The sequence below is a fragment of the Amycolatopsis sp. DSM 110486 genome, from assembly GCF_019468465.1.
In the GTDB taxonomy this organism is placed as follows: Bacteria; Actinomycetota; Actinomycetes; order Mycobacteriales; family Pseudonocardiaceae; genus Amycolatopsis.
Window position 1 is genome coordinate 2,871,587 of the sequence record NZ_CP080519.1, and the last position, 16,893, is coordinate 2,888,479.

Below are 16,893 nucleotides of genomic sequence, written 5' to 3' on the forward strand. Positions count from 1 at the left end.
GTTTGATCGACAGCGTCTCGGGGCAAGACGTGGGATTGGACCGCTCGCCGTGGCGAGCGGCCTGTACTCCCCGACCATGACGCGTCACGCGGTTCGGCGCAAGACGGATGAACACCGCCCCTGACCAGACGGCGCGTCTCGGCCGTGACCACTCAGGTGCGGCGGGTGATCCCGCTGCCCTTGACCTGGCGCCGAGTACTCCGCGTGCGCGTGCGGCGGCGCAGTGCGGCGATCGGCGTCCACACGGCGGGCAGCACGAGCAGCAGCACCACGAGCAGCCACCACACGGGCGCCTCGCCGCGGCGCCAGCCCGCGACCACCGTGCCGAGCCAGCCGAACATCGGCTGCGCCAGCGGCGGCAGGAACGCCGCGAACAGCAACGCCGCCACCACCAGCACGCACAGCAGCGTGAGCACCATGCGCCACGTGCGTTTCAGCGTCAGCAGGCTCACCACGAGGAACACGACCGCACCGGCGGCCACGGGCGGGCCGACCCACTGCAGCACCTGGCCGCCGTTGCCGCCGAGCACGAGGCCCGCCACGGCCGTCACAGCTGCCGCGATGAGGTTCCACGGGCGCCCGAGCTTCGACGCGCCCTGCGTGACCCACCACGCGCTGCGCCCGGTCGCCTGGGCCACCTTCGCGGCGGGCTGCAGCGACGTCGGCACGCGGGTGGCGCCCGCGGCGGCGTTGACGCCCGTCGCGCCGGCCTTCACGAGCGTTTTGGTGAGCAGCATCGTGCCGCGTTCGCCTTCGAAGCGTTCGGCTGAGACCTGGCAGGCCTGGAACGCGCGTTGTGTCGCGGCGGCGTCCGCGGGCGGCGTGGCCATGACCGTGCGGAAGACCGCGGACGGCTTGCCGTTGCCCTCGGCCGCGTCGTCGGCCGCCTGCTTGGCGACGACCGGCAGCTCCTCGCGCGCGATCTCCAGCTGGCGGCCGCGCGCGAGCACCATCGACGTCACCGGCAGGCTGGTCGGCAGGTCGTCGCTGAACGCCGCGTCCGCCAGCTGCGCGTCGAGGCCCAGGAAGGCGAGCTCCTCGCCGAGCTGCGCGACGAGCGACTGCACGTCGGCGGCCGGCACGTTGTCGGCCACACTCGGCAGCTGCCAGCCGACCGCGGTGAACGCCTCGCGCACCTCGGCGCGGAACGCCTCCGGGCCGACGACGTTGCGCAGCACCCGCAGCCGATGCGGGTCGAGCAGGCACTGCACGAGCCAGCCGACGGCGTCGACGCGGCCCCACATCCAGTCGTTCGCGCGCCACGAGGACTTGTAGAACGCGCCGAAGTAGTCGGCCTGCAGGCCGGTGAGCTTGTCCCAGCCGCGCTGGCGACCGAGGTCGAGCAGCGTGCGGGAATCGGCGCTGACCTGCACCAGGTCCACGCGCTGGTCGACCGACGGCGGTTGCGCGAGCAGGCCGCGGGTGGCGACGTGCAGGAGGATCAGGCGGGACATCAGGGTGTGGTCGTTGACGGACTGGGCCGGGTCGTTGGACTGGGCCGGGTGCGTGGGCTGCACTGCAACCGCGGCCTGCGCCGGGTCGTCGGGCGGGGCTGCGTCCTCCGGCTGGGCTACGACCGCGGGCTGCGGCGCCACCGCGGGCTGCACTGCGACCGCAAGCTGCGCTGGTTCCGTGGGCTGTACTGCCACCGCAGGCTGGGCTGCGACCGCAAGCTGCGCTGGGACCGCACGCTGGGCTGCGTCGCCCTGGCGCGCCGGGTCCTCCGGCTGAGCCGGATCCTGAGCCGGATCCTCGGCCAGGCCGAACCAGCCGACCAGCGTCGTGACGGTGTCGACGGCGTCGGCCACCACGCCGGCGACCTCGGCGTCCAGCTTGGCCCCGTCGGTCTGCTGCGGCGGCGCCTGCCCGTTCATCTTCAGCACCGCCGCCGTCGCCAGCGGGTCGCTCGCCAGCTCCCGCAGCACCGGCGCCGCGTCGCGTAGCGCGCCCGTGACCAGGGGCCACGCTTCGCGCAGCGCGTCCGACTTGCCCAGCTGAGCCCATTCCCGCGCCAGCTGCGCGATCCAGTCGGCCGCCGAGGTGCCCGCGGCCGGCGGTTCGTGTTTCGCCACCCACGGCGAGATGCGGATGCCCCGCGCGGCCTTGCTGCGCGCCGCGTGCAGGCGTGCGCGGACGTCGTTGAGCGTCGCGGCCTGCTGCCCGTCCGGGCAGAGGTGGAACGCGGCGTTGACCAGCTGCAGGCCCGTGGCAACCGAATCGTCGAGCGCCGTGGTGCGGAAGGCGGCGAGGTCCTCGACCTGGCACCCGGCTCCCGGCGCCTTCGCCGGCATGCCGTGCCGGAGACCGTCGGCTGCTACCGAGCGCAGTTCCGTCGAAATCCCCTTGGCCCAGCCTGGATCCTTGCTATCCACAGTGGACAGCGCGTAGTACCGCGTGGCCGTGCGCACCAGCTCGGCCGCGTCCTCGGCGACGCGCCGGTCGAGGTAGGCCGCCATCACGCGGCGGTCCACCAGTTCGCCGCCGCGAAGTCCCAGCGCGGCAAGGGAAACGCGAGTGTCGCGGGTGGCGACCACGGCGTCGTTGTGCGCGGTGAGCTCCTCCAGATCGGAGCTGATCGTCTGGTTGATCACCGTCGAGACGACCTTCGCCAGCGCCGCGCCCAGCAGTGGCGGGTTCGCCGGATCCACCGGCACCGCGGCCGCCTCGGCCTCGACGGTGGGCACCACGTAGAGCAGCAGCCGCCGCACGTCCGACGAAGACGGCAGCTCGAAGATCTCCCGCAACGCCGGGCGCAGCGGCTTGTTCACGAGCACGCCGCCGTCGGTGAGCCAGTGCGAGCGCGTGAGCTCGGTGTAGTCCGTCATGTCCGGGTGCTGCCGGTCCGCGACCCGAGGGCCGACCGGCAGCCGCGCCAGCTCGAACGCGCCGGGGAACGACGCGGTCGAGCGCGCCGCGAGCGCGAGCGGCGCCGTGACCTGGTTGTTCCACAGTGGACCGACGAAGCGGAACAGCATGCGGTGCTCGGTGTCGCGCACGAGGTTGCCGAGCGCGTCGTCGTAGCGCACGGTCTCACCGTCGATCATCGTGCCGGGCAGCAGCAGCGTCATGTCCGGCGCCTCGGCCGGCGTCGTGCCGCCCGAGACGATCGCGCGGAACGCGCCGTCGAGGCAACCCAGGAACTGGTCGCCGTCGAGCAGTGAGCGCGGCTGCGCCTCCTTCGGGTCGCGGATCAGGTTCGCCAGCGAGGCGTCGGCCACCAGCGCGTCGCGCAACGGCGCCGGCGAAGACCGGAACGCCTCTGCCAGCCCGAGCCCCGCCGCGCCGACGCCGCCGGCGCTCGTCCCGGTGAGCACGTCGAGGCGCACCTTCGCGCGCAGCAGGTCGAGCAGCTTCCGGTACCCACCACTCGGCTCGGAAGAGCGCGACGCCTGCAACAGCTTCGACGTCTCGGCGGCCACCCCGCTCATCCACACGGCCAGGCTCGCGCCCCCGACCATGGTCATCGCGAGCCGGATCTCCTGCGGCCACGGAGCCGCTCCCTCGCCCATGCCGCACCCCTCGACGTCCCGCCCCGACGGCAGCACCCTAGCGGCGCGCTCAGGAGGCGAGGTGCTCCAGCAGCAGAACTTGGCCCTCTCCTACACAAAACCCGAGTACAGCGCCCGTCGCGATGAGGATCCACTCGTCCTGCTGGAACGCCGGGCGCAGCAGCTGCTCGAATTCCTCGGGCGAGAGCTCCTTCATCTTGGTGACGAGCACGTTGCGAATGTCCATCGCGTCGGTGGCGTAGTCCTCGATGTAGCGCATCGTGTCGGGCAGGCGCGCCATGATCTGCTCGGAGATCGCGAACTTCACGTCCTGGTAGCGGCGGCTGCCGATGGCGAACACCAGCAGCGGCTTCGCGACGTTCGCCGCGCGGCCGATCTCGGCGTCGAGCTGGCGCTGGATCAACGCAAGCACCCGGTCGGACAGCGGACCCTGCAGGATCGCCTCGATCACGTTATGCGGCGTGATGATCTCCTTGGCGATCAGCGCGCCGTACGCCTCGGCCACCTCCGCGCGCCGCTTGAGGAACAGGCCCTGCCACCGCACGCCGAAGTACCGCTTCGGCTCCAGCGGGTAGAAGATCATGCGCAGCGCGAGCCAATCGGTGAACCAGCCCGTGAAGAGCCCGAACAACGGCATGATCAGCGGGAACTTGAACAGCACCCACGCCACCATCTGGATCACGCCGATCAGCCCGCCGAACACCAGGCCCGAGCGCGCGATGAACTTGAACTCCTGCTCGCCCGCCTCCTGGAAGATCCGGTTGAGCAGACGCTTGTCCTTTACCAGGCTGGTGACGACCATGCCCTTGAGGTCGAACACACTGTCCACATCGGACTTGATGAGCTCCAGCACGGCCTTGACCATGTGCGGCGACTCGGTCTGCACGCGCTGGATCACCAGCCGCTGCACACCCACCGGCAGCGATTCCCACAGCCCCGGCTGGTAATGACCCGCGACCTCGCGCACGATGTCCTCGACCGCCGCCTGCAACGGTTTCTCGATCTCCCGCGCGATCCGCTCGGCGTCGAGCCGCGCGACGATCTCGGCCGGCTTGATGAGCTGCTCGGTCATCGTGTCGCACGCGATGCTCGCCATGCGCGCCGCGCGTTTCGGCACGATGCCCTGCCAGCCGAGGAACGGCTTGATCCCGAGGAACTCCACGGGCTGGAACATCATGCGGATCGCCACGAGCTTCGTGCCGTACCCGATGAGGGCGGCGACGACGGGGATCGAAACGTAGAGCGGCCAGTGGCGGGCGAAGTCGTCGAGCAGGCCCGAAAGGAAAGCGCCCACGCTAGCCGAGGCTCGGGTCGCAGGCCTGCCAGAACTGAGCCCCGAGCCGGGAGATGTGCACGGTCCGGCGGATCACCTTGACCCGCTTCACCTGCTTCTCCACCTCACGCACGGTCTCGTCGGTCAGGAGGATCTCGTACTGCGTCTCCAGCGCCGGCACCTCTTCGTCGAGGTCGACGAGGCCCAGCCCGATCAGCCGCGTGAGGTAACCGGGCACCTGGTCGGGCAGCGACACCCCGGCCGCCTTGCCGACAGTCGAGGCGTTGCGCAGCACGATCCGGCCCGCGCCGCCGAGGTTCGTGCGCTCGGCGACGTCGATGGCGGGGAACGGCGAACCGTCGGACAGCGCGGCGAGGATGCGCGCCTCGTCGGGCGTGAGCTGGCGCAGGATGATCGCGTAGAAGTACTCGCGGGCGCGCTCGCGGCCGAAGCCGATGGAGTGGTTGAGCAGCTCGGCCATCGCCGCGCGAAGCGGCTCTTCGTGCTCGCGGGCGGGCACCAGCGTCACGGTGGACTCGACCACGCGGCCGCCTCCGTCACCGCGGTTCATGGCAGACGCCGCGGTGAGCGCCGCGTGGTAGGGGTCGTCGACCTCGTCGAGGCGGCGGCGGAGCTCGCTCAGCAGGCTGCGCTCCACGTGCCGGATCCCGCGCTCGGCCTGGTCCACCCCGGGCAGCTTGCGCGTGAGCCCGAACCCGGTGCGCGCGGCCCAGCCGGCCAGCTGCCCGGCGCGGCGGGCCACGTTGACCACGTCGTCGGCCGAGCCTCGGCCGTGCGGTCGCTGACTGTCCACAGGAGTGCTCCCCTCGTGCTCCGCGCTGATGCTACCTGCGGGTAGGCGATGCGGCCCCGTGATCGTCCGGTGTTGGATGGCGCGCATGACCGCCACCGCCTGGGGACCGCCGATCGACGTCCTCCCGCTGTTCGCCCGCGAGGAACAAGCCCTGGTCAGCGTGCTCACCGACCTCGACGCCGACCAGTGGGCCGCGCCGACGGCGTGCCCCGGCTGGACCGTGCACGACGTGGCCGCCCACATCCTGGGCGACAAGCTCGGGCGGCTTTCCCGGGACCGCGACGGCTACCACGTCGACGAGCCCCGCGAGGCCGAGCCGTTCCCGTCGTTTCTGCACCGGATCAACGACGAGTGGGTGCGCGCGTGCCGCCGGCTCTCGCCCGAGGTGCTGTTCGCGCTGCTCGTGGACAGCACGGCGCAGCTCACCGACATGTGGAAGCGCCACGACCTCGACGAGCTGGGCGGGCCCGTCACGTGGGCGGGCCCGGAGCCGGCGCCGCTGTGGCTCGACGTGGCGCGCGAGTACACGGAGCTGTGGGTGCACCAGCAGCAGATCCGCGAAGCCGTGGGCGCGACGCTGCTCGACGAGCCCGAGTTCCGGGCGCCGGTGGTGGACACGTTCATGCGCGCCCTGCCGCACACGCTGCGCGGCGTGGAAGCCCGCAGCGGTCGCCAGGTCGGCTACACCGTCACTGGACCGAGCGGTGGCCAGTGGACCGCCCGCGCTTCGGCAGCGTCGGCGGCAGGGTGGACGCTCGACCGGGCCGCGCCGACCTCACGCAGCCCGCTGGCGTCGGTGACCACGGACGCGGACACCTTCTGGCGGCTGTGCACGCGCATGGTGAAACCCGCCGACGTCGAGGATCGCGTGACGGTGAACGGCGACGAAATCGTTTGCGCGACGATGCTCGAGATGATCTCGATCATCGCTTGACACAGATTTACCCCGTGGATGTCGCGGCTGCGGCATCCACCCTGACCGCCCCGATCAGCGCTGCCGCTGACGCTTGGTCTGCTTCCTCAGCTGCATGATCCGGGCACCGCCGACCAGGCCGATCACCACCATGCCGCCGAGCGCGGCCAGGAGCATCGCGATGCCGAGCGGCAGGTTGCCCGCCATGCCGAGGAAGTGCACCGTGACGCTGTCGAGGTTCTGCAGGATGAACACCAGCAGGAACGCCAGCAGCACGATGGCCACGACCGCCGAGATCCAGGCCCCGCTGACCCGGGTGGGCCTGCGTTTCGTGGTCGAGGGAGGTGCGGTCGTGATCGGGTCGGTCCCGGGCATCTCGACACCCGGCACCTCAGGGTTGTCACTTCGCGCGTGGGACATGCCCTGATTGTCCGCCCGCGGTCAGCCGATCGCCGGTTCTGAAACCCTAACGGGTGAGTACCGGTGTTTCAGTGCTTGAGGTCGACCTCGCGCAGCACCCGCAGCGAGTTGCGGCCGGCGAGCTTCGCGCAGTCCTCGTCGCTCCAGCCGCGTTCCATCAGGGCGGCGAACAGCACCGGGTACTTCGAGACGTCTTCCATCCCTTCCGGGAGCGTGCCGACGCCGTCGTAGTCGCCGCCGAGGCCGATGTGGTCGATGCCGGCGACCTCGCGTGCGTGCTCGACGTGCGCGACAACGTCGGCGACGGTCGCCTTCGGCTTCGCCGGCCCGTCCCACGCCTCGGCGAAGCGCCCGCGCTGCCCGAGGTCGCGGAACTCCTGGCCGGCGGCGGCCATCGCGGCCTTGAGCTGCTCGTCCCACGCGGAGACGGCCGGGGAGATGAAGGCGGGCACGAAGGTGATCATGGCGACGCCGCCGTTGCCGGGCAGCTGCGCGAGGACGTCGTCGGGGATGTTGCGCGGGTGGTCGTTCACGGCGATGCACGAGGAGTGGCTGAAGATCACCGGCGCGGTGCTGACCTCCAGCGCGGCGCGCATGGTGCTCGGCGCGACGTGCGAAAGGTCGACCAGCATGCCGATCTCGTTCATCGTCCGCACGACCTCACGGCCGAAGTCGGTGAGGCCGTCGTGCGCCGGTTCGTCCGTGCCGGAATCGGCCCACGGGGTGTTGAAGTTGTGCGTGAGCGTCATGTACCGCACGCCGAGACGGCGCAGGATCCGCAGCACGCCCAGGGATTCGTTGATGCTGTGGCCGCCTTCGGCGCCGAGCAGCGACGCGATCTTGCCGGCGGCGAACGCGGCTTCGGCCTCGTCGGCCGTGGTGACGAGCTCAAGCCGGTCGGGATAGCGCTGCGCGAGCTGGTGCACGAGCTCGATCTGCTCCAGCACGGCGGTCACGGCGCTGTCGCCCGCGAGCTGGCACGGCACATAGACCGACCAGAACTGCATGCTGAGCTTTCCGTCGGCCAGCTTGGGGAAATCGGTGTGCAGCGACGGCTGGCGCACGGTCAGGTCGAGCGCCGCGGCCGCGGCTGCGGGGTCGGGTCCACCCTGCAGCCGCAGCTCCCACGGCAGGTCGTTGTGACCGTCGGACAGGATCGTGGTGCTCAGCAGGTTCGTCGCACGTTCGAGTGCCCCAGAAGTCATGGGCTCGACCCTAGCGAGCGAGCCACTCCCGGGCCGCGCGGACGCCGTCGAGCGTGATCTGGTGCCCGCCGGGCTGGCGGTGCGTGGTCACTTCGGCGCCCCGCTCCTTGAGCAAGCGGATGTACTCCTCGGTGGAAGCCAAGGGGGCCATCGGGTCCTGCTCTCCGTTGGAGAGGAACACGCGGGTGCCCGAAAGGTCGTGGCCGGGCGGTTGCGGGACCGGGGACATTCCGGAGAACAGCGCGGCTTCCGCGAGGACTTCCGGACGCAGGAGCGTGACCGCGGCGGCGATGTTGGCGCCGTTGGAGAAGCCGACGGCCACGAGGCGGCGGTTTTTCAGGTCGTACTCACCCTTGGCCGCCTCGACGAAATCGGCGAGGTCGTTGGCGCGCTTGACGACGTCCTCGTAGTCGAAGACGCCCTCGGCGAGCCGGCGGAACCACCGTGCGGCACCGAACTCCGACACCGGGCCCGCCGGGGCGAGCGTGGCCGAGCCGGGGCTCAGCTCGCGGGCGAGCCCGAGCAGGTCGTCGGGGCCGCCACCGGTGCCGTGGAGCAGGAGCAACACGGGCTTGTCCGGCTCGCCTTCCGCGTACTTGTGCTCGAAGGTGCTCACTTCTGCTCCGGGTTGTTTTCGCTGGGGAGGTTCAGCTTGGGCAGCATGTGCTCGATCTCGTCGCGGCGCGGTTCCAGCCACGGCGGGAGCTTCAGCGCGCGGCCGAGCTCGAGCAGCGGCTCGTCGTACGTGAAGCCGGGCGCGTCCGTGGCCACTTCGAGCAGCGTGCCGCCGGGCTCGCGGAAGTAGATGGAGCGGAAGTACTGGCGGTCCAAAATGGACGTGACGTTGACGCCCTTGTCCACGAGCTCCTCGCGCCAGGCCGCCTGCGTCGGCTCGTCGGGCGCGCGCCAGGCCACGTGGTGCACGGTGCCGGTGGCGACGAGGCCGCGCGGAGTCTCCGGTGTCACGAGCACGTCGACGAGCGCGCCGGGGCCACCTTCACCCGCCTCGAAACGGAAGCGGTTGCCGTCCTGGCTGTGGAAGGAAAGGCCGAGGCCGTCGGTGAACATGCCGGCCGTGGCGTCCTCTTTGGACACCGAGAGCGTGACGGAGTGCAGGCCGCGGATGGCGTTCTCCGCCGGGACGAGCTTCGTGTCCCACGGGTCGCGCGGGTCGCCCTGCGGGTGCGCGACGAGGGCGATCTGCAGACCGTCGGGATCGCGGAAGGTCAGGGTTTCCTCGTTGTCGGCGTTGCGGATCTGGCTCGTCTCCACGCCCTGCGTCTTCAGGTGCTGCTGCCACCAGCCGAGCGAGGTCTCCGGCACGGAGAACGCCGTGGTCGTCGCCTGGCCGGTGCCCAGGCGACCGGCGGGCGCGTCGGACCAGGGGAAGAAGGTGATCAGCGAGCCCGGCTTGCCGGACTGGTCGCCGTAGTAGAGGTGGTAGGTGCCCGGATCGTCGAAGTTGACGGTGGTCTTCACCAGCCGCAGCCCCAGGGTCCGGAGGTAGAAGTCGACGTTGCGCTGCGGGTTGCCGCCGATGGCGGTGACGTGGTGCAACCCGCTCGTTTTGATGGACATCAGGTCTCCTCGGGTGCTGTTGCTCAACGCTAACCCGCAAAACCTCTCGCGCGCAAGATATATTCCGGTGAGACTGTGCGGTAGCGTGTGCGCCGTGACACCTGACCCGCGCACGGACGACGACGAGATCGTGACCTGGTGGGGCCTCGTGATCGAGGGCTACCTCGCCACGCAGGACAAGCTGATGGGCGAGATCGCCGATCGCTTCGGCCTCGCGCCCGCGTCGTTCGACATCCTGCTGAGACTCGTGCGCTCGCCCGACCACCGCATGCCGATGACCCGCCTGGCCACCGAGGCCGCGCTCTCCAGCGGCGGCTTCACCAAGGTCGCCGACCGCCTGGTCGCCGCGGACCTCATCTGCCGCATCCCCAGCCCGGACGACCGTCGCGTCACATTCGCCTCCCTGACCGAACACGGCCTCGACGTGGCCCTGAAGGCCCGCTCGGCCTGCGCGGAAATCCTGCGCCGCATCGTCCTGAGCCCCCTGGGCGACGACGCGGCGGCTCTCGCCGCCGCCATGCGCACCCTGCGCTCGGCCAACGGCTGAAAAACGCGCCCTACCGACGTTTTGCCTGGTCGGCGCATGCTGCTGACATGCTTACCGACTCGACCATCACCACCATGCTCCCGGTGTCCGACGCCACCCGCGCCGCCCACTTCTACACCGACTCCCTCGGCCTCGCCCCGGTGAACACCGGCGAGGACGGGACTCAGTACTTCGCCGCGGGGGCCGGGACGATCGGCCTTCGGCTGATGCCCGAGGGGACGCAGAGCCCCAACACCGCGTTGAGCTTCGAGGTCGTCGACCTGCCGGCGGAGATGACGGTGCTGGAGCGGCGGGGGGTGACGTTCCAGGATGTCGACGTGGAGGGGCTGAAGACTGTCGACCACGTGGCGCAGGTGGGGCATGAGAGGGCTGCGTGGTTCTCGGATTCGGAGGGGAACGTTTTGTGTCTGCATGAGATTTTGGATTGATTTTGGGTTGTTGAGCTGCGGTTTTGCGCGGGTGGGCGAGTTCCCTCACGGGTAGGTGTACCCCTGCGCAGTGAGCCGATACCTCAACACGGCAAGACACCGGCTCCGCACCTTGCCCAGGCTGCTCGGCGAAATCCCCAGCTCAGCCGCCACCTCACGCACCGACAGCTCAGGCCGATGCGCCAGCAGCCACACCAGCCGTCGGTGGCGGTCCGGCAGGCTGTCGACCGTGCGCCACAGGGCGGTGGCCACGTCGTTGTCCAGCGCGGCCGCTTCCGGAGACTCGGCGCCCGCCGGGGCAAACGCCGCCTCGACCTCCGCCGACCGCGCCCGCCGGCCGACAGCGCGGATGGCGTGGCGCCGGGCGACGGTGGTCAGCCAGGCGCCGAGGCGTGTGCGCTCGTGCACGGCGTCCGGCCGCCCGAGGAACTCGGCCCACGCCGTCTGGCACGCGTCCTCCGCGTCGCCGCGCAGCCCCGGGTCGGCGGCCACCACGCGTACGACAAGCTCCGAAATCCGGCGTAACTCCCCGTCCTCGGCCATGCCCACGTCCTTTCGTCCGCAAACGCAGACGAACTGACCACCCCCGCCGGCTCCCGATCACCGGAACGACCGCCGAATCGGGCGACTCCGCGTATCCGCAGGTCACCCCGGTGCACGTGGCGCTACTTCAACCCCGGCATCAGCTTCAGCGCATTACCCGCCAGCACGTCCCCCAGCGTTTCCTCCGGCAGGCCCAGCCCGGCGATCGACCGGACGTTCACGGCGGTTCCCGGCACTCCCGGCCAGTCCGTGCCGAAGATCCACTTGCGGGCCAGCCGCGGGAGGTCGAAGCGGGCGTAGTAGTCCGGGAGTTTCTTGGGCGGCAGGCCGGCGAGGTCGAGCCAGACGTTGGGGCGCGACTGGGCCATGAAGGCCGCGGTGTCGTACCACCAGCCGCGGCCGCCGTGGGCGAAGACGAAGTTCACGGCCGGGAAGTCTTCGACCACGTCGGACAGCAGGGCGGGGTCGCCGAAGCTCGCGCGGGCGCCCGGGAACACCGACAGGCCCGAGTGCAGAACGACGGGCACGCCGACGGATGCGCACAGCTCGTAGACGGGGTACAGCTCCTTGTCCGCGGGCGAAAAGCCGCCGTGGACGGGGTGGAGCTTCAGCGCGACGGCGCCCAGGTCCAGCTGGCGGGCGACCTCGTCACGAAGCGGGTGGTGCAGGTGCGGATTTACGTTCGCTACCAACCGAAACCGCGAAGGGTTGCACGCGACCAGCGGCAGGTTGTCCTCGATCGGCTGGATGCCGGTGGCGCGCGGGCTGTACTCGCAGAACAGCAGCACGCGGTCGACGCCCTCGGAGTCCATCAGCTCGTCCATCGCGGCGGGGATCACCGAACCCGCGTCGTCGTAGACCGTGCGCCACGGGTACGTGCCGGCGAAGTCGCGGGCCCAGTCCATCCAGGCCGGTTTGAGCGTGGGCAGCCGGGGGGTGTGGACGTGGGCGTCGACCACGAAGCGACCGTCGATCATGCCGGCCAGTCGATCACGGTTTCGCGGGAACCACGAGCAGCGACTCGCGCACCTGGTCGCGGATCACATTGCGCCGGATCTTGCCCGTCGCGGTCTTCGGCAGCTCCGGCAGCTCCACGACACCGCGCGGACGCTTGAACGCCGCCAGACCCGCGCGGCAGAACTCGATCAGCACATCCGGGTCCACGGCGAAACCGGGCGCCGCGACGACGCACGCCACCGGCTTGTCGAGGCCGTCCGCGTCCGGCGCGGCCACCACGGCCACCTCGGCGACGGACGGGTGCTGCAGCAGCCGTTCCTCCACTTCGGACGGTGACACCCAGATCCCGCCCGCCTTCAGCATGTCGCCGAAGCGGCCCAGGCAAGTCAGGGTGTCGTCCTCGTTGCGGACGTAGCTGTCGCCCGTGCGCAGCCATTCGCCCTGGAACACGCGCTTGGTGGTCTCGTACCGCGCCCAGTAGCCCATCGCCGTCGACGGGCCCGAAACGAACAGCTCGCCCGGCTGCCCGGGGCCCTCGATGAGCGCGCCGTTCTCGTCGCGGATCTCCACGGCGTAGCCCGGCACGGCGGTGCCCGTGCTGCCCGGCCGGATCGAGCCCGGGCGGTTGGACAGGAAGATGTGCAACGCTTCCGTAGAGCCGATCCCGTCGAGGATCTCGACGCCGAAGCGGTCGCGGAAGCGCGTGAAAATGGTGGCGGGCAACGGTTCCCCGGCCGACACCGCGAACCGAACCGAGGCGAACGAGTCGTCCGGCACGTCGCTGGCCAGCACGCCGGCGAAGAACGTCGGCACGCCGAAGAACAACGTCGGCTTGTCGGCGCGAGCGCGGGCGGCGAACAAGGCCGGCGTCGGCCGCGCCGGTTCCAGCAGGGTCGTGCCGCCGGCGGCGAGCGGGAAGAACGCGGAGTTCCCCAAGCCGTAGGCGAAAAACAGCTTCGGCACGGACAGGAACCGGTCACTCGAAGCCGTCGCCAGGACGGAGTGCGCGTACGTCTCGCACACCGCGCGGATGCTCGCGTGCCGGTGCATCGCGCCCTTCGGCTGGCCCGTCGTGCCCGACGTGTACAGCCACAGCGCGGGCGAATCCTCCCACGTGCGAGCGGGTTCCAGGTCCACATCGTCCACAGTGGTCAATTCGGCCCACGCGTGCGTGGCCACACCCGAGGGGAACGCCGCCGCCTCCGCGCGGTCCAGCACCACGTCGGTGACCTCCGGCGCGGCCGCCAGCGCGCCGACGGCCTGCGCGGCGAACTCCCCGGACACGCACAGCACGCGCGCCCGCGAGTCGGCCAGGACCTTGCCCAGCTCGAGGCCCGTGACCATCGTGGACACCGGCACCGCGACGGCGCCGGCCAGCATCGTGCCGAGGATGCCCGTGAGCAGCTCGACGTCGTCGACCATGCAGAACATCACGCGCTCTTCCGGGCGCACGCCCAGGGAACGCAGGCCCGACGCGAACCGGTAGGCCTCGTCGGTCAGCTCGGCGTAGCTCAGGGTCCGCCGCGCGGAGACGACGGCGGGTGCGTCGGGACGCCCCTGGGCCAGCAGGTACTCGGCGGCGTTGAACCCGCTGCTCATGGGGCCCCCTCTAGGTGAGGTGCACGTACTCGTAGTCGAACGGTTTGCCGTTGATGCCCTGCCTCGGCGGCGCGACCCAGCTGGCGATCTTCCCGCGCTCGTACACCGGATGCATGAGCGAGCGGACGAACGTCAGGTCCTCGGTCGTCGGCAGCCACCGGTGCCGGCTGGCCTCCCACGTGGCCTCGTCGACGATGTTGCCGTCGGGAGTGATGTGGTGGCCGGAGTTTATGCCGACCTCGCGGTTGAAACCAGGGTGCGGCAGCTTGAAGCGGAAGTCGAGGTCCGCGTCCGCGAGGATCTTGTTCCAGCGGTTCACGCCGGTCTGGCAGTCGGCCGTGTACTCGCCGCGCAGGTCGAGGTTCAGCAGCAGGATGGCCTGCAGCTCGTCGGAGGTCCACGTGCCGTCGCCGTTGGGGCGGTCGAGGTCGCGGCTGTCCTCGGTGAGCTTGTGGTCGTCCTTGCGGCGCGTCTCCTGCCAGCGGCCCTTGAGGCCCGCGGTGTAGTAGTTCGCGGCGTTCGTGGAGGTCTCACTGCCGAACAGGTCGAGCGACACCGTGTAGTGGAAGTTCAGGTACCGCTGGATGATGTCGAGCGGGATGCCGCCGTGCGAGGCGATGTCGAGCGTGTCGTGCTCGCGGATGAGATCCGCGGACCGCTGCACCACGCGGTCGACACCCGTGGTGCCGACGAACATGTGGTGCGCCTCTTCCTTCAGCATGAACTCGCACGTGCGCGAGAGCGGGTCGAAGGAAGACTCCTTCAACGTCCCGAGCTGGTACTTCCCGTCGCGGTCGGTGAAGTAGGTGAACATGAAGAAGGCCAGCCAGTCGGCCGTTTCCTCGTTGAACGCGCCCAGGATGCGCGGTGCGTCGGGGCTGCCGGAGTTGCGCAGCAGCAGACCTTCCGCCTCGTCACGGCCTTCGCGGCCGAAGTACGCGTGCAGCAGGTAGACCATCGCCCACAGGTGCCGGCCCTCTTCGACGTTGACCTGGAACAGGTTCCGCAGGTCGTACAGGCTCGGCGCGGTCAGGCCCAGCAGCCGCTGCTGCTCGACCGACGCCGGCTCGGTGTCGCCCTGGATCACGATCAGGCGCTGCAGGTCGGCGCGGTACTCACCGGGCACCTGCTGCCACACGGACTCGCCCTTGTGCTCCCCGAACGCGATGCGCCGGTCGGGGTCGCGTTCGGCGAGGAAGATGCCCCAGCGGTAGTCCGGCACGTTCACGTGGTCGAAGTGCGCCCAGCCCTCCCGCCCGACGCTCACGGCCGTGCGCAGGTAGACGCCGTGCGTCTGCAGGGTGGGACCCATCTCGCCCCACCAGTTCATGAACTTCGGCTGCCAGCCTTCCAGCGCCCGCTGCAACCTCCGGTCGTCGGCGAGGTTGACGTTGTTGGGGATCTTGGCGTCGTAGTCGATCCGCTCGGGCATCTCGGTCAGACCCGCTTCCTGTCGAAGATCGCTTTCTGGCCCGTACCGTAGCGGCGCAGCGCGCCTTCGGGACCAGACGCGTTAGGTCGGGTGAAGATCCAGTTCTGCCACGCGGTGAGGCGGCCGAAGATCTTCGTTTCGATCGTTTCCGGGCCGACGAACCGGTGGTTCGCCTCCATCCCGGTGAGCGCGTCGGGGCTCAGCGAGGCGCGGCCCTCCAGCGCGATCCGGATCTCGTCCTCCCAGTCGAGGTCGTCCGGCGCGTCGGTGACCAGGCCCAGCTCCACGGTCTCGGCCGGCGTCAGCGCGTGGTCGCGCTCGCGCACGAGCCACGCGAGGTGGTCGTCGTCGCCGTAGAACCGCGACTGCAGGCGGGTGAGGCCGTTGCCCATGGGGAACGGGCCGAAGTTGGCTTCCGACAAGGTGATCGACGCGCGTTCTTCACTGTCTTCGTCGTCGATGGGCGGACCGTCCAGGATGTACTGGCGGTCGGCGGCCAGCGCGAGCTCCAGCAGCACGCCGGCGAAGCAGCTGCCCGGCTCGATGAGCGCGATGAGCGTGCGGCTGGTGACGTCGAGACGCTTCAGCGTGCGCTTGTAGTAGTGCAGGATTTCGTTGCTCAGCCAGTCTTTCGCGCCGAGCACCTGCTGCTCGTGGGCCAAGACGCCGGCCGGGTCGCCTTCGGTGCGCAGGACCCAGGTGCCGAGCTCGGTTTCGTTGGCGCGCAAGCGGAGGATCGCGTCGTCGAGCTCGCGGGTGAGGCGCAGCAGCCAGCCGTCGGCACCCTCGGCGTGCAGGTCACCGGGTTCGCCCTCGGGGCCGCGGACGGTGATCGTCGCGAGCGAGGCGGGGCGGTCGAAGGTGATGTCGACAAAGCGGTACTTGATGCCGTCGTCGGTGACCTCCGGGTTCAGCGGCGTGAGCCACACGCCCTGGTCACCCGGCAGGCGCTCGGACTCGGCAGCCAGCTCTCGAGCCCTGGCCAGCACGGATTCGCGGAACCCCACGCGGGGCACGAGCTCGTCGACCAGCCGCCAGTCGACGGCGGTCTTGCCCTTCACACCGTCCGAGCGCGTGGCGAACACGTCGGCGAGGTCGCGGCGCACCCGGCGCTTGTCGACCACGCGCGTGAGGCCGCCGGTGCCGGGCAGCACGCCGAGCAGCGGCACCTCGGGCAGCGCGACCGTCGACGAGTTGTCGTCCACGAGCAGGATCTTCTCGCACGCGAGCGCGATCTCGTAGCCGCCACCCGCGCAGCTCCCGTTGACCGCGGCCAGGTACCGCTGACCGGAGAACTCGGTGGCGTCCTCGATGCCGTTGCGGGTTTCGTTGGTGAACTTGCAGAAGTTCACCTTCCACTCGTGCGCCGACGACGCGAGCATCCGGATGTTGGCCCCGGCACAGAACACCTTGTCCTTGGCACTCGTCACGATCACGGCTTTGACGCCGGGGTGCTCGAAGCGCAGGCGCTGCGTGGCGTCGTAGAACTCGATGTCCACGCCGAGGTCGTAGGAGTTCAGCTTCAGCTCGTAGCCCGGCACGAGGCCGCCTTGCTCGTCGACGTCCATCTCGAGCCAGGCGACCTCGCCGTCGACGTCGAGCTTCCAGTGCCGGTAGGTGTCCGGGTGGCGCTCGAACGTCACAGTCGTGGTGGTGGTCACTCCCTGATTGTCTA

15 protein-coding genes are annotated in these 16,893 nt (G+C 70.2%); 3 read left to right on the plus strand and 12 right to left on the minus strand.

From position 1 onward, the window contains the following. Window positions 1-152: 152 nt before the first annotated feature. Genes K1T34_RS14025 through K1T34_RS14035 form a run of 3 tightly spaced genes read right to left on the minus strand, consistent with a single transcriptional unit; the run spans window position 153 to window position 5,596 of the window. Window positions 153-3,509 carry a patatin-like protein gene (locus tag K1T34_RS14025; protein WP_220244700.1) on the minus strand — a complete coding sequence of 1,119 codons (3,357 nt, stop codon included), beginning with the start codon at window positions 3,507-3,509 and terminating at the stop codon, window positions 153-155. A gap of 49 nt (window positions 3,510-3,558) precedes the next feature. Then, window positions 3,559-4,803, minus strand: coding sequence for a DUF445 domain-containing protein (locus K1T34_RS14030; protein WP_220244701.1), 1,245 nt, complete (start codon window positions 4,801-4,803; stop codon window positions 3,559-3,561). A 1-nt stretch (window position 4,804) separates the two neighbouring features. Beyond that, window positions 4,805-5,596, minus strand: coding sequence for an Abi-alpha family protein (locus tag K1T34_RS14035; protein ID WP_255638503.1), 792 nt, complete (start codon window positions 5,594-5,596; stop codon window positions 4,805-4,807). Between the two features lie 76 nt (window positions 5,597-5,672). Between K1T34_RS14035 and K1T34_RS14040 the strand changes: the two genes are divergently transcribed. Next, window positions 5,673-6,530 carry a maleylpyruvate isomerase family mycothiol-dependent enzyme gene (locus tag K1T34_RS14040; RefSeq protein WP_220244703.1) on the plus strand — a complete coding sequence of 286 codons (858 nt, stop codon included), beginning with the start codon at window positions 5,673-5,675 and terminating at the stop codon, window positions 6,528-6,530. A 54-nt stretch (window positions 6,531-6,584) separates the two neighbouring features. Here the strand turns inward: K1T34_RS14040 and K1T34_RS14045 are convergent, their stop codons facing one another. The 4 genes from K1T34_RS14045 to K1T34_RS14060 form a co-directional block, all read right to left on the minus strand. Then, window positions 6,585-6,929 (minus strand): lipopolysaccharide assembly LapA domain-containing protein, encoded by a 345-nt coding sequence (locus tag K1T34_RS14045; RefSeq protein ID WP_220244704.1) that lies wholly within the window; start codon window positions 6,927-6,929, stop codon window positions 6,585-6,587. A 68-nt stretch (window positions 6,930-6,997) separates the two neighbouring features. Beyond that, entirely contained in the window at window positions 6,998-8,134 is a 1,137-nt protein-coding gene (locus K1T34_RS14050; RefSeq protein WP_220244705.1) for a dipeptidase, read from the minus strand. Window positions 8,135-8,144: 10 nt separating this feature from the next. Continuing rightward, window positions 8,145-8,750, minus strand: a complete 606-nt coding sequence (locus tag K1T34_RS14055) for an alpha/beta hydrolase (protein WP_220244706.1) — start codon at window positions 8,748-8,750, stop codon at window positions 8,145-8,147. Continuing rightward, entirely contained in the window at window positions 8,747-9,712 is a 966-nt protein-coding gene (locus K1T34_RS14060) for a ring-cleaving dioxygenase (protein WP_220244707.1), read from the minus strand. Before K1T34_RS14060 ends, K1T34_RS14055 begins: the two co-directional genes overlap by 4 nt. Before the next feature lie 94 nt (window positions 9,713-9,806). Here K1T34_RS14060 and K1T34_RS14065 point away from each other — a divergent pair, with 94 nt between their 5' ends. Together K1T34_RS14065 and K1T34_RS14070 are read left to right on the plus strand one after the other, a co-directional pair. After that, a complete protein-coding gene (locus K1T34_RS14065) occupies window positions 9,807-10,259 on the plus strand; it encodes a MarR family winged helix-turn-helix transcriptional regulator (protein WP_220244708.1) in 453 nt (150 codons plus the stop codon). A gap of 74 nt (window positions 10,260-10,333) precedes the next feature. Beyond that, window positions 10,334-10,687: a VOC family protein gene (locus tag K1T34_RS14070; protein WP_255638504.1), complete on the plus strand. Its 354-nt coding sequence runs from the start codon at window positions 10,334-10,336 to the stop codon at window positions 10,685-10,687. Between the two features lie 45 nt (window positions 10,688-10,732). On the opposite strand, the gene K1T34_RS14075 is transcribed toward K1T34_RS14070, so the two are convergent. The 5 genes from K1T34_RS14075 to boxC form a co-directional block, all read right to left on the minus strand. Further along, entirely contained in the window at window positions 10,733-11,230 is a 498-nt protein-coding gene (locus K1T34_RS14075) for an RNA polymerase sigma factor (protein WP_220244710.1), read from the minus strand. 122 nt (window positions 11,231-11,352) lie between these two features. Then, complete coding sequence (locus K1T34_RS14080) at window positions 11,353-12,207, minus strand: amidohydrolase family protein (protein ID WP_220244711.1); 855 nt, start codon at window positions 12,205-12,207, stop codon at window positions 11,353-11,355. 13 nt (window positions 12,208-12,220) lie between these two features. Then, window positions 12,221-13,786, minus strand: coding sequence for a benzoate-CoA ligase family protein (locus tag K1T34_RS14085; protein ID WP_220244712.1), 1,566 nt, complete (start codon window positions 13,784-13,786; stop codon window positions 12,221-12,223). Window positions 13,787-13,796: 10 nt separating this feature from the next. Then, entirely contained in the window at window positions 13,797-15,218 is a 1,422-nt protein-coding gene (gene boxB, locus K1T34_RS14090; protein ID WP_220244713.1) for a benzoyl-CoA 2,3-epoxidase subunit BoxB, read from the minus strand. 5 nt (window positions 15,219-15,223) lie between these two features. After that, entirely contained in the window at window positions 15,224-16,879 is a 1,656-nt protein-coding gene (gene boxC, locus K1T34_RS14095) for a 2,3-epoxybenzoyl-CoA dihydrolase (protein WP_220244714.1), read from the minus strand. Window positions 16,880-16,893: the final 14 nt, after the last annotated feature.